Origin of the sequence: Maricaulis sp. (assembly GCF_048269565.1) — a bacterium.
Taxonomy (GTDB): domain Bacteria; phylum Pseudomonadota; class Alphaproteobacteria; order Caulobacterales; family Maricaulaceae; genus Maricaulis.
Genome location: NZ_JBLXIK010000015.1, coordinates 1 through 12,665 on the forward strand (window position 1 = coordinate 1; position 12,665 = coordinate 12,665).

General features: G+C 64.6%; 14 protein-coding genes. 4 read left to right on the plus strand and 10 right to left on the minus strand.

Features of this window, described 5'->3' with window-relative positions:
• From ACN0YL_RS14800 to ACN0YL_RS14810, 3 genes are all read right to left on the minus strand, one after another.
• On the minus strand, positions 1-271 hold a 271-nt coding region (locus tag ACN0YL_RS14800), incomplete at its 3' end, for a tetraacyldisaccharide 4'-kinase (protein WP_417498473.1).
• A complete protein-coding gene (locus ACN0YL_RS14805; protein WP_417498474.1) occupies positions 268-1,563 on the minus strand; it encodes a 3-deoxy-D-manno-octulosonic acid transferase in 1,296 nt (431 codons plus the stop codon). The genes ACN0YL_RS14800 and ACN0YL_RS14805, both read right to left, overlap by 4 nt.
• Positions 1,560-2,336 (minus strand): lysophospholipid acyltransferase family protein, encoded by a 777-nt coding sequence (locus ACN0YL_RS14810; RefSeq protein ID WP_417498475.1) that lies wholly within the window; start codon positions 2,334-2,336, stop codon positions 1,560-1,562. The genes ACN0YL_RS14805 and ACN0YL_RS14810 overlap by 4 nt, the downstream gene beginning before the upstream one ends.
• A 104-nt stretch (positions 2,337-2,440) precedes the next feature.
• Between ACN0YL_RS14810 and ACN0YL_RS14815 the strand changes: the two genes are divergently transcribed.
• Positions 2,441-3,103, plus strand: coding sequence for a fused DSP-PTPase phosphatase/NAD kinase-like protein (locus tag ACN0YL_RS14815; protein ID WP_417498476.1), 663 nt, complete (start codon positions 2,441-2,443; stop codon positions 3,101-3,103).
• 137 nt (positions 3,104-3,240) lie between these two features.
• Positions 3,241-4,851, plus strand: coding sequence for an ATP-binding protein (locus ACN0YL_RS14820; protein WP_417498477.1), 1,611 nt, complete (start codon positions 3,241-3,243; stop codon positions 4,849-4,851).
• Here ACN0YL_RS14820 and ACN0YL_RS14825 read toward each other — a convergent pair.
• The 6 genes from ACN0YL_RS14825 to ACN0YL_RS14850 all read right to left on the minus strand — a co-directional run bounded on the left by ACN0YL_RS14825 (position 4,848) and on the right by ACN0YL_RS14850 (position 9,774).
• Positions 4,848-6,605 carry an ABC transporter ATP-binding protein gene (locus ACN0YL_RS14825; protein ID WP_417498478.1) on the minus strand — a complete coding sequence of 586 codons (1,758 nt, stop codon included), beginning with the start codon at positions 6,603-6,605 and terminating at the stop codon, positions 4,848-4,850. The genes ACN0YL_RS14820 and ACN0YL_RS14825 overlap by 4 nt on opposite strands.
• An 18-nt stretch (positions 6,606-6,623) precedes the next feature.
• Positions 6,624-6,872 (minus strand): DUF4170 domain-containing protein, encoded by a 249-nt coding sequence (locus ACN0YL_RS14830; protein ID WP_417467161.1) that lies wholly within the window; start codon positions 6,870-6,872, stop codon positions 6,624-6,626.
• Between the two features lie 35 nt (positions 6,873-6,907).
• Positions 6,908-8,269 carry a TldD/PmbA family protein gene (locus tag ACN0YL_RS14835; RefSeq protein ID WP_417498479.1) on the minus strand — a complete coding sequence of 454 codons (1,362 nt, stop codon included), beginning with the start codon at positions 8,267-8,269 and terminating at the stop codon, positions 6,908-6,910.
• A 40-nt stretch (positions 8,270-8,309) separates the two neighbouring features.
• Positions 8,310-8,702 (minus strand): MAPEG family protein, encoded by a 393-nt coding sequence (locus ACN0YL_RS14840; RefSeq protein WP_417498480.1) that lies wholly within the window; start codon positions 8,700-8,702, stop codon positions 8,310-8,312.
• 59 nt (positions 8,703-8,761) lie between these two features.
• Positions 8,762-9,421 carry a DsbA family oxidoreductase gene (locus ACN0YL_RS14845; protein WP_417498481.1) on the minus strand — a complete coding sequence of 220 codons (660 nt, stop codon included), beginning with the start codon at positions 9,419-9,421 and terminating at the stop codon, positions 8,762-8,764.
• 134 nt (positions 9,422-9,555) lie between these two features.
• Entirely contained in the window at positions 9,556-9,774 is a 219-nt protein-coding gene (locus tag ACN0YL_RS14850) for a hypothetical protein (RefSeq protein WP_417467168.1), read from the minus strand.
• A 143-nt stretch (positions 9,775-9,917) separates the two neighbouring features.
• Here ACN0YL_RS14850 and ACN0YL_RS14855 point away from each other — a divergent pair, with 143 nt between their 5' ends.
• Positions 9,918-10,520: a hypothetical protein gene (locus ACN0YL_RS14855; RefSeq protein WP_417498482.1), complete on the plus strand. Its 603-nt coding sequence runs from the start codon at positions 9,918-9,920 to the stop codon at positions 10,518-10,520.
• 129 nt (positions 10,521-10,649) lie between these two features.
• A complete protein-coding gene (locus ACN0YL_RS14860; RefSeq protein WP_417467171.1) occupies positions 10,650-11,219 on the plus strand; it encodes a YkvA family protein in 570 nt (189 codons plus the stop codon).
• Positions 11,220-11,224: 5 nt separating this feature from the next.
• Here ACN0YL_RS14860 and ACN0YL_RS14865 read toward each other — a convergent pair whose 3' ends face one another.
• The gene (locus ACN0YL_RS14865) at positions 11,225-12,433 is read right to left on the minus strand and encodes an LL-diaminopimelate aminotransferase (protein ID WP_417498483.1); all 1,209 of its coding nucleotides are present in this window, start codon (positions 12,431-12,433) and stop codon (positions 11,225-11,227) included.
• Positions 12,434-12,665: the final 232 nt, after the last annotated feature.

Here is a 12,665-nt window from a genome sequence, read left to right on the forward strand (position 1 = left end):
GGCCGCCATAGCCGCGCGACAGGGCATCGGCGCGGTAGCCCATGTCCGCCAGACGTTCGAGAATGGTCTGGGCAACCGGGGTCTTGCCGGTGCCGCCCAGGGTGAGATTGCCGACACAGATCACAGGAATGCCCGGATCGAGCGGCTGGGTGTTGCGGATCCGCCGCGCGGTCGCCCAGCGATAGATCCAGCTCAGCGGGGTCAGCAGGGCGCGCACCAGGCTGCCCGAACCGCGTCCGCCATCGGTACGCCAGAAAGCCGGTTCCCTCATGGTTCGATCTCCGTACCCTTGCCGCCTTCAAGCAAGGCATCGAGCGCCGCGAGGCTGGTCGCCATCGCGCCACCGGAGGCTTCGGCAATCGCTGCCCTGGCGGCCTTGATCGAGGGGCCGCGATGGGCCCAAACGCGGTCCAGCGCTGCCGCGATGCTGGCGGCAGTGCTGACCGTGATCATCGCCTTGTGCTGGCGATAGACGGCGTAGAGATCGTCGAAACTGGCCGTATGCTCGCCGCTCAACACGGCCGTCCCGGCCTGGCTGGCCTCGATCGGATTGTGACCACCGATATCGGGCACCAGGCTGCCGGCGATCAGGGCGGCGGGCGCGCAGGCATACCAGAGCGGCATTTCACCGAGCGTGTCGGCGAGCCAGATCTGGTCCGCCGGTGCCGGCGTTTCGCCCGCCGAGCGGCGCACGCCGCGAAAGCCCTGCTTGTCGATCAGGCGCGCAACTTCATCGCCGCGCTCGGGATGGCGCGGGGCGAGAATCAGCAGGGCGTCGGGATGGGTTTTCAGGGTCAGGGCGTGGGCATGCAGCACGATGGCTTCCTCGCCAGGATGGGTCGAGGCGGCCAGCCAGACCGGGCGATCACCGATCGTGTCGCGGATCTGCGCCAGCGCCTTGGGATCGGCCGCTTCGGCGCGCGCTTCCAGCTTGAGATTGCCGGCTAGGGTGATGGCCTTGCCGGTGAGGTTTTCCAGCCCGTCGCGGGTGCGGCTGTCGGCGGCACCGATCCAGTCGAAACAGCCGAGCAGATAGCGCGCCGAATCCGGCCGCTTGTTCCAGCTGGCCAGCGAGCGGTCATTCATGCGCGCATTGACCAGTGCCATCGGGATATCGCGCGCGGCGGTCTCGATCACCAGATTGGGCCAGAGCTCCGATTCGGCGAACACGGCGAGATCGGGTTTCCAGTAATCGAGAAAACCGCGCACGGCCGAGCCGGTGTCGATCGGCAGATACTGGTGCTTGGCCACCGGCGGCAGGCGTTTCGCCATCAGCCGCGCCGAGGTCATGGTGCCCGTGGTGACCAGGAAGCGCAGATCGGGCCGGTCTGCGGCAAAGGCCTCGACCAGGCTGGCCAGGACGAGGCTCTCGCCGACACTGGCACCATGCAGCCACACCAGCCGTCCGGGCGGGCGCGGAAAGGTCGGATGGCCGAGACGTTCATTGCGGCGGTCGGGGTCTTCCTTGCCGGCGCGGGCACGGTGCTGCAGCAACGGCACCGCCAGCGGTGCGGCGCAGCGCATCAACAGGCGATAGGCCGAAAGTGAGAGGGGGAGGCTCACCGTTTGGCCCCTCCGCTCCTGGTCTTCGCATTGGCACCGGTGCCGGGCCGCAGACGCTCGTCGGGCTCGATGACCTCGCCGCCAACGGCCTCGTCGGCCTCGCGGGTGAGCTCATTGAGCCGGGTTTCCAGCAGCAGCCGGGCCGCCTCGAGCTCTTCGGGCGTCGCGGTCTTGGCGACATGGATCGGATCACCCCAGATGATGACGCCGCGGCTGAAATAATGGGGCAGGCAATGCTTGTCCCAGGCCCGGTGCAACACGGTCTTGCGCCGGGTCGACCAGGTGAAGGGGATGATGGGAACACCCGTATCGCGGGCCATGCGGATGGCGCCATAGCCGGCGCGCATGCGGGGGCCGCGGGGCCCGTCCGGGGTGACAGCGCCGCTGCCGCCCTGGCTGAGATGGTTGACCATGGCCCGGTAGGCCGCTTCGCCGCCCTTGTTGGCGCCGGGCTTGCTGGTATTGCGAGACGAGCCGCGCACCAGGCCGACCTTGTACCAGCGGGCAAAACGGGCACCGATATCGCCTTCGCGCGATCGAGAGGCCAGAGCCAGCATGCGGTCATAATGCCGGTTCCAGCCCTGCAGGGCCATCAGGACACGGCCATGCCAGACGCAGCCGAGAATCGGCAGGTTCTCGTCCCAGACCCGCTGGACATAATCGCCATTGCGAACTTCCCAGCGAATCGAGCGGCGCACCGACTCCACATAGAGCAGCGCGAGGAAGGCACCGATTTCCTGGGCCCAGGGCTTTGACAGCAAGCGTTTCAACATCGTGTATCCTTGCTCGCCTTCACCGGCTGAAAGGTCAAGCACGGCGCGCGGTTGCCTCACCGTCGCAGGCATCCTAAATCCCGTTGCAGCAAGAAAGAAACCGCATGGCCTATGATCTCACTGATCCGATCGATCGCAAGCGCGCCTGGAGCGATTATCTCTGGAAGGACCACGGTGTCCTGCGCCTGCGTTTTCACAATATGCACGAGGTCGGCGGCGGTCTGTGGCGGGCCAACCAACCCTCGCCGGACCGGCTGGAATGGCTGGCGGCGGAAGGATTCAAGACGATCCTGAATATTCGCGGCCCGCAGCCGGGTGTCTGCTATTACGATTTCGAACGCGAGGCCTGCGAGCTGCACGGGCTTGCCTTGCACGACATGCCGTTTGGTTCGCGCGAGGCGCCCTATGTCGACCGCATCCAGCGCGCGGTGAAGATTTTCGAGAGCATCGAATACCCGGCCCTGGTGCATTGCAAATCCGGAGCTGACCGGGCCGGCCTGGTTTCGGTCCTGTTTGCGCTGACCCATCTCAAATTGCCCTATGACGAAGCGATTGCGCATTTGTCGTTGAAGTATCTGCATGTGAAGGCCGGAAAGACCGGCGTGCTCGACTATTTCTTCGAGACTTACCGGGCCTATAACGAGGCCAATCCGATCGATTTCATGGACTGGGTCGAGACCGTCTATGACCGCGATGCGGTGCAGGCAGGCTTCATGTCGAGCTGGTGGGGCAACCTGCTGACCGAGCGGCTTTTGCGGCGCGAATAACCCCCGGTTGATTCTTTATGCCTGCCCGATTCATCAGATATGACGACTCTTTCCCCGGCTTTGCGGCAGATTAACTCCCGTTAACCACGTTGGCATCCGGTCAGGCCGGGCGCTGATGCAAGGGCGGGAGAGCGAAAATGCACGAGATGGTCAGGGCGATAGAGCGCGGCGATGACCGGCTGGCCGGCTTGCACGCCCGGCTGTCGCGCGAAACCGGTCCCGCATTTCTCAGCGCCTTTGTCAGCCTCCTGGCCGACCATTGCGGTGCCGATTGTGTCTATCTTGGCCGCGTTGACGCTGGTCATCGCCAGATGCGCACCCTGCATGTCGCTTCGCAGGGCGCTGTCAGCGGCAATTTCTGTTATCCGCTTGAGGGCACACCGTGTGCGAGTGTGATCCAGTCTGGCGCACAGGTGTTCGAGGACGGCGTGGCGCAAAGCTTTCCCCGAGACTTCATGCTCGAGGAGATGGGTATTCGCGGTTACGCCGGCACGCCGCTTTACCAGGGTGCCCAGTCCATCGGCGTGGTGGCGGCGCTGTTCAAGCGGCGCATCGAGGACCCCGACGGTATCCTGAAAATCCTGCATCACTACCGCCGCCGCCTGACCGCGGAAATACTCGCGGTCGAGACCGGTGAACGGGCCGGTCTGGCCATTCGCGGCATGTCCGACGGGATTGTCGACTGGTGTCTGGAAACCGACCAGGTCTATCTGTCGGGGCGCTGCCGGGAGTTGCTGGGGCATCCGGCGCGGGACCACACCGCGCCGTCCGCATCCCTGGCAGGCCTGCTGCATCGTGATGATGTCTCACGGATCCGCTCAGCGCTTGCCGCACACTACCAGGCCGGCCGTCCGCTCGACCTGTCCATACGGATCGAAGTGGATGGCGGGACCCATCGCTGGTTCCGGTTCCGCGCCGAAGCCGTCCGCAGCCCGGACGGCGAGCCAACGCGCCTGGTCGGGGCGCTGACCGATATCCACGACCTGCTCGAGGCCCGGCAACAGGCCACCGAGTCCAGCCGGGCCAAGTCCAAGTTTCTGGCGACGATGAGCCATGAGATCCGCACGCCCATGAACGGCGTGCTCGGCATGTCCAGCCTGCTGATGAATACGGATCTGCAGCCCTCGCAGCGTGAAATGGTGGAGCTGATCCAGAGTTCGGGCCACGCCCTGCTCGATATTCTCAATGATATCCTCGACCTGGCGCATATCGAGTCCGGGCGTTTCGAAGTCGAGGCCGCCAGCTATCGTCCGGCCGAGCTGACCCGCAGTGTCATCGGCCCCTACCGGATGAAGGCGATGGAGAAGGGGCTCAACATGCATGTCGAAATCGATCCCTGCATCGAGGGCGAGGCCAGTGGCGACCCGGCGCGTATCCGCCAGATCCTGTCCAATCTTCTGTCCAACGCCGTCAAGTTCACCGATCGTGGCGAGATCCGGGTCCGTTGCCTGGCGACCCAGACGGGGGATGGCCGGCATCAGGTGAATTTCGAGGTCAGCGATACCGGGATCGGCATGGAGCCGGCGCTGATCGAGCGGGTTTTCATGCCGTTCAGCCAGGGCGAGTCGGCCATGTCCCGCAAGAATGGGGGCACCGGCCTTGGCCTGGCGATCTCCAAGAAACTGGCTGAACTGATGGATGGCGATATCGAGGTCGAAAGCGTTCCCGGGGCCGGCTCGGTCTTCTCGGTCCGCCTGCCGATGGTGCATTTGCAACCGAGCGTCCTGAGTCTGGCCTCCACGCGCTAGCGGCTCTCCTCACCGAATTGCAGCCGGCACAGTTTCGCATACAGCCCGTCCTGGGCGATCAGTTCGTCATGCCGGCCCTGCTCGTGGACGCGGCCGTCCTGCAGCACATAGATCCAGTCCGCCTTGCGCACTGTGGACAGGCGGTGCGCGATCACCAGGGTGGTGCGGCCGGCCGAGAGCCGTTCCAGCGCCGCCTGGACGCGTTGCTCCGACTCGGTGTCGAGGGCGCTTGTGGCCTCGTCGAGCAGCAGGATCGGCGCGTCCTTCAGGATCGCTCGGGCGATCGACAGGCGCTGACGCTGTCCGCCTGACAGATTGCTGCCGCGAGGGCCGACCGGGCTGTCATAGCCGTCGGGCAGGTTGATGATGAAATCATGGGCGTCGGCGGCCCTGGCGGCAGCCATGATGGCCTCGCGGTCGGCGTCGAGTCGGCCAAAGCCGATATTGGCAGCAACGCTGTCGTCGAACAGGGTCACATCCTGGCTCACCAGCGCGATATGCCGCCGCAGCGAGGCGAGCGAGACCGAGCGGATATCGGTGCCATCAATGGTGACGCGCCCGGCCTGCGGATCATAGAGGCGCGGGATCAGGTTGAGAATGGTCGACTTGCCCGATCCGGACGGCCCGACCAAGGCGATTGTCTTGCCGGCATCGGCGTGCAGGCTGACATCATCGAGCGCGGCGGTGCCATCGGCATAATGGAAGCTGACGCCATCGACCTCGACGCTGCCGGCTTTCACCGTCAGCTCCGGTGCCTCGAGTGCCGCAGCGACCTGGTTGTCCTCATCGAGCAGATGGAAGACGCGGTCCAGAACGGCAAAGCCTTCCTGGACGACCGCACTCAATGTGCCGATGGCGCGGACCGCCGGCGACATCACGCCGATACCGGTCAGTACGCCGAGAATATTGCCGACCGAGGTTTCACCGGCCAGCAGGCGCCAGCCGGCAAAACCGACCAGGCCGGCAAAGGCGATACCGCCGACCAGTTCGAGAATCGGGTCGACGCGGGCCTTGTTCTCGGTGATGCGAAACAGGAATTTCAGACGTTCAAAGAAGGACTTGTCGGCGCGCTCTGCCTCGTAATCCTCCAGGCCATAGGTCTTCACCATGCGGGTGCCGGAGAAGCTTTCCTCGAGCTGGCTGGTGACCTCACCCATGTGCGACTGGGCCTGGGCCGAGGTCTTGCGCAGGCGCTGGCCGATCCTGATCACGGGCCAGGCGGCGAGCGGGTAGACCACCAGCACCAGCAGGGTCAGCATCCAGTCGAGATACAGCATCCAGGCCACCGCCCAGATCACGGTCATCGTATCGCGCAGCAGATTGTTCGACAGCCGCACCAGGGTCTCGCGCAGCAGGGTGATATCATTGGTGAAACGCGAGACCAGACTGCCGACCGGTTCTGATTGCAGGCGTGCGAAATCGGCATGCACCAGCTTGGCAAACATGGCGTTTTGCAGATCCTGCATCACCGTCAGGGCGAGGCGATTGGTCTGCAGCGTCTGGAAATACAGGCTGGCGCCGCGCACGGCGGCCAGGCTGATCGCGGCCAGCGGTGCGATCGGGAAGAAGCCCGGATCGCGCTGTTCCAGCAGGTTGAACGTCCAGCCGACCAGCCCTGCATAGCTCGCGGCGGCGGCAGCGGTGATCACCGAGAGCAGGGCAGCACCGATCCACAGCCCCGGCCGCTTCGAGACCCAGTCACGCCAGAGCCGGCGTCCGAGTGCGGCGGTGGATGGGTGGGGGTGATCGGTCAAATAGCTGGTCCGCCGCGCCTAGTGGTGATCTGATTTGGGCTCGAGCAACTGGTGCGCATGAATGATGAAATAACGCATGTGCGCATTGTCGACCGTACGTTGCGCCGCGTCTTTCCAAGCCTTGCGGGCATCTTCATAGCTGCCATAGGCGCCGACGAAATCGACCTCCTTCAGGTCCTTGAACTCGCAATTATGCGGGTCGACGCAAAGCAGCTCGCCGCCGATGACGAGGTGCAGGAGCTGTTGGTTGATCTTGGTGCTGTCCATGATTCATTTTCCTTGAGCTTGGACGTTGCGCCGGCCTAGAGCCCGCCGACGGAGAGGGCGTCGACCAGGACGCTGGGCGAATTGACCGAGCCGCGAAATTCCAGATCGCTGGCCGGGATCAAGCGCCCGAAAATATCAATCAGATTGCCGGCGACGGTGATCTCGCTGACCGGATGGTCGATCACGCCCTTGCTGATGCGATAGCCGGACACGCCGACCGACCAGTCGCCGGTATTGGAATTGAGCGAAGGTCCGAACATCTCCATCACCAGTACGCCGGACTGGATACCGCCGATCATCGCCTCACGGCTCTGCATACCGGCTTCCAGATGCAGATTGGTGGGCCCGGCCCCCGGTGCGCCGCCCATGGAGCGGCGGGCATGGCCGGTCGGCGCCAGGTCCAGCTGGCGCGAGGCGGCGCTGTTGAGCAGCCAGGTCGTCAGGCGGCCATCCTCGATCAGGTTCATCCGGCGATTGACCGTGCCCTCGCCATCAAAGGCGCAGGAACTGTGACCCCAGTCGCGATGCGGGTCGTCGACGATATTGATGCCGTCGGCGAAGACCGGCTGGCCGAGCTTGTCGCGCAGGAAGGAAATCCCGCGCGCCACGGCCGGACCACTGATCGCGCCGCACAGCGCCGAGAGGAAGGTGGTGGCGACGCGGCGGTCGAACACAACCGGCTGGATCCCGCTGGCGATCTTCTGCGGATTGACGCGCCGCGCCGTGCGTTCGCCGGCCTCGGTGCCGATATCGGCCGTGCTGCGCAGCTCGCCCGGACGGCGTGCCGCGGTGGCGGCATAGTCGCGCTCCATGGCGCCATTGTGCTCGGCGATGACGCTGGCGCCATAGCTGAACATGCTCTTGCGCCAGCCCCGGTTGAAGCCGGTCGTGGTGGCATAGGCCGCTGCGCCCTGGCCGAAACTGGCGAAGGCGGCGTCGGTCTTGGACACGCCCTCAACGGCGCGTGCGGCTTTCTCGACCTCGATCGAGCGGGCTTCCAGCTCGTCGGGCGACCACTGGCTCTCGTCGAACATGGCGATTTCGGGCGGGTTGGTGCAAAGGCGTTCCGCTTCGGCCAGGGCCGAGAACGGATCTTCCGGTGACAGCCGTGCCATCGCCACGGCGCGTTCAATCGTCAGGACGCGGCCATGTTCGGACAGGTCCGAGAAGGCGACGCCGGCCTGGCGGGCGCCGACGAAGACGCGCACGCCGGCATCGAGCGACTCGGAGCGTTCGATATCCTCGAGCGCGCCGTCACGGACGGACAGCTCGGTGGTGCGCGATTCGCTGACCGTGGCTTCGGCCGTGTCGGCACCGGCGCGCACGGCGCGGGCGATCAGATCGGCTGCGATATCCTGCAGCTTTTGCGGGTCGGGGGCAGTGTTGGGATTGCTCATGCTGCGGCTATAGCTCCCGAGGGTGGTGCGCTGCAATGGCTCAACTGATGGCCTTGCCGAGCAGAAGCAGTGCGCTGACCAGCAGGACCAGCCAGCTCAGGGCGGTGCCGGCAACGCGGCCGAAGCTGCGGCCGGGATCGGTGAGCAAGCCATAGGCGTGCAGCCCGCGGCCCAGGGTGAGGGCCATGCCGAGGCCGTGGATGATCAGTGTGCCACTGCCCAACTGGCCCAGAAGCACCAGGGCGATCAGGGCTGGCGGCAGGTTTTCCGTGCCATTTCCATGGGCGCGGCAGGCCTGTTCCAGCGACTTGTCGGTGCCGGTTCCGAGACTGACCTTCGCCCGCCGGCGGTGCAGGCTGACATTGAGGGCCAGATAGAGCAGCAGAAGAATATTGAGCCCGGCATAGAGGGCGACGGCTTGCATGGCGGTCATGATGAGGGTCTCCGATGTGATGACTGAAACCTAGAAGCCGCGACAGCAGACGCAAAGCGCTAATCCGTCTCCGCCGGCTCAAGTGATGCCTGGCGGATGGCGTCGGCGAGGACTTGCGGCTCCTGGGCGCCGGAAACGGCGAAGCGGCCATTGAAGATATAGGTCGGCACGCCGGTGACACCCAGCTTGCGGAAGAAGGCCTCCTCATCGCGGATTTCGGCCTCGTCGCGATCAGATGCGAGCAATTCGGCGGTCAGTGCGGCGTCGAGCCCGGCTTCGCCGGCGATGCGGGCGAGCACGGCCGGGTCACCGATATCCTCGCTTTCGGCGAAGAAGGCGCGGAACAGGCCCTCGGCGGCGGCATCGGCGACGCCCTGGCCGGCGGCCCAGCGCAAGACGCGGTGGGCATTGAGTGTATTGGGCCGGACGGGGATGGAATCGAAATGGAACTCGATGCCGGCAGCCGGGGCGGCCTGTTCGAGATAGGTCCGCATCTGGGTCCAGCGCTCGGTATTCGAGCCAGAGAATTTGGCTTTCATATACTCGCGATAGGGCCGGCCCTCGCGGGGCAGGTCCGGGTCGAGCTGATAGGGGCGCCAGACGGTGTCGACCGGAATGTCCGGGACCAGCTTGCGGGCAGCATCCCAGTTGCGTTTGCCGAGCCAGCACCAGGGGCAGACGAGATCGGCGACGATGTCGATGGAAACAGGATGGGTCATGCCCCCCAGATAGGATAGTTCGCCGCCGATTGCGAGGGCGACCGGTCGGTCATCCTCCGCATGCCGCAACACGCCAATGGAGACAGCAGGCGCGGAGGATGACCCCCACCGGCCACCCGTCGACCGGCACGGGCTCAGGCGATGATGTCGAGCATGGTCCGTGTCATGTCGTCAGCGACCTTGACCAGGTTCGCGGTGGCATGCTGGGCGGTTTCCGCCCGTTTCACCGCGACCACGGCCTGAATAATGCCCTCACCCCTGACCGCCGCAGTAACGAGGCTTTCGGAGGCCGCACCGGTTTGCGCCTGGGCGGACAACAGGCCGGTGACGGCAGTATTGAAGGCAATATTCATGCAGCCACGCTAGCAGCCGGGCGCGGGTGCGGCGATGCGAATCCGGCAGCAAGGTTAGCCGTGGCTTAACCGATGATTGACCCGGCGCGCGATTGCTCCACAATGTCCACCAGTCGAATTCGGGGGCGTTTATGCGATATATCATGCGTTTGATAGCCATCATTTTTGCGCTCGGCGCGCTGGTTGTTGGTGGTCTGGTCTGGCGGGGTTCGGCGGCGGATGTTCCGCATGACGAACCGGCGGCCGGAAATGGTCAGGCTTCGTCACAAGCAGCCGCGGCAGAGACGAGCCTCGCGCATCAACCCGGCACCGCGCTGTTCGGCTATTACAGACCCTTGCAGGACCCGCCGCTGCAAGTTGGCGAGTGGGTGCTGGACTGGTTTTATGTTGGCTCGGACTGGGAGGTCGACCCTTGGGTGGCAGATGCCGGCTCCAGCGACTACCCGCCGGCGGGCTTCGACTTTTCGGATCCGAGCAGTGAATGGATACAGGGCGAAGCCGGTGGCGGCTATGATCGCCAGTTGCGCGTCTGGCCCGACAGCTTGACTGTCACCGTCGATACCATTGCTTTCGAAGGCATGTCCGAAGCCCTCGGCCCGGTCAGCTTCCAGGGTCATTACCGCCGTGACCTCATTCTGGCCGCCGAGGCGACCGGCAACACAGACGAGGTCGTGCTCGAGGGTAATCTGACGATTGACGGCGTCGTCCACGAAAACCTCCGCTTCGGCTGGTTTGCAGGGGATTGACCGAAAACCAATACCGCTTGCCTGAATTTCGCGATGTGGAATGTTGTGCCCTGTGAGGGGACGAAATTCTTCACCGGGCCCTTGCCGACCGGCCCGATTTCCAGGTCGGCTTATGATGAGGTTTTATTGATGTCCGCTCCCACCCAATCCGCGCTCAAGGTCGAGTTCGAGCTGAGCGAGGCCGATCTGGATTTCTTCCGGGCCCGTCTCGCCAAGGCCCGCGATGCGCGCGTCGCCGATGACGAAGCCGTCATCCTTGAGGGCGTGGCAGCAATGAGCAAGCAGGCCCTGGCCGCCAACCCGCCCGCCTTCGTCCGCGACCGCCTCGACCAGCTCGGCCCCTTGGTCGCCATGCTGCGCGATGCCGACTGGCGCCTCGCCGGTGAAGACCGCAAGCGCGTCCTCGATGCCCTGGCCTATTTCGCCGACCCCGATGACCTCATCCCCGATTCAACGCCGGGCATCGGCTATATCGATGATGCGATCATGATCGAGCTGGTTGCCACGGCCCTGGCACCGGAACTCGAGGCCTATGATGATTTCGTCGCCCACCGCGAGGAACTCGCTTCGGGCGCCGAGGACCTGCCCTCGCTCGACGATGCGCGTGCGGTGATGCAGTCACGCATGCGCCGCCGCCGTTCGCGCTCGCGGGCCGGTGGTTCCTGGTCGCATTCGACCAGCGTCTCGCACTACTTCTAGATCAATCAGACTGCGCGAATGGCCGGTTGGCGGGTTTTCAGGAACTCGCCAACCGCGCGTGCCGCCTGCCGGATGCGCTGCTCGTTCTCGACCAGGGCCAGGCGTACAAAGCCCTCGCCATGCTCGCCAAAGCCGATCCCCGGCGCGACGGCGACGCCGGCCTCTTCCATCAATTGCTTGGCAAATTCCAGCGAGCCCATCGCCTCGCACCCGGCCGGCAAGGGCGCCCAGGCGAACATCGAGGCGTCCGGCACGGGGATTTCCCAACCGGCACGGCCAAAGCTTTCCACCAGCACATCGCGGCGATGCCTGTAGATGGACCGCATTTCGTCGACGCAGTCCTGCGGACCGTCCAGCGCCGCACAGGCGGCGACCTGGACCGGCGTATAGGCGCCGTAGTCGAGATAGGACTTGACCCGCGCCAGGGCGCTGACCAGGCGTTCCGAGCCGGCGGCAAAGCCGACCCGGAATCCGGCCATGGAATAGGTCTTGGACATCGAGGTGAATTCGATCGTCCGCTCCCTTGCCCCGTCAATCTGCAGCATGGACGGGGTTGGCGTATCGCCGAAATAGACCTCGGCATAGGCCAGGTCCGACAGGATGAAGAGATCGTGCTCGGTCGCGAACTCGACCACCTGGCGGTAGAAATCCAGTGAGGCGGTCTGCGCGGTGGGGTTGGAGGGATAACACACCACCACGGCGATCGGTTTGGGAACCGTATGCCTCACTGCATGCTTGAGCCCGCGCAGATATTCCTCCGGGGAGGGCGCGTGCACATGCCGGATCGTGCCTCCGGCAATCAGGAATCCGAATGTGTGGATCGGATAGGAGGGGCTGGGCGCCAGGATGACATCGCCGGGCGCCGTGATCGCCTGGGCCAGATTGGCAAAGCCTTCCTTCGAGCCGAGCGTGACGATGACCTCATTGTCGGGATCGAGATCGACATCGAAGCGCCGCTTGTAATAGCGCGCCTGGGCCTTGCGCAGGCCGGCAATGCCGCGCGAGGCGGAATAGCCATTGGTGTGCGGCTTGTCGGCCGTGTTCTTGAGCTTTTCGAGGACATGCGGCGGCGTCGGCAGATCCGGATTGCCCATGCCGAAATCGATGATGTCCGTCCCCGTGGCCCGCAACTGGGCCTTCAGGCGATTGACTTCTTCGAAAACATAAGGCGGAAGGCGCTTGGTGCGGTGAAATTCCATCGTTTGGTCCGGCATATCTCGAATATGTTCCCATCAAAGCCTGTGGCGTGGTCCTTCGCAAGAGTGTGTTGGCAGCAAGGGGCGAAATTTCGAAGCTGCGATGGCGGTATTGCGGCACACCGAAATCTCCACGCGGCTCGCCGCTGGAGGTTTGAGTGGCCCTCCCCGTGTTGGGAGGTGTGCGGGACGCGGCGAATGCCGTTTAGCGCAATAGATAAGTGAGACATTCGAAACGTCCCGCACGTGG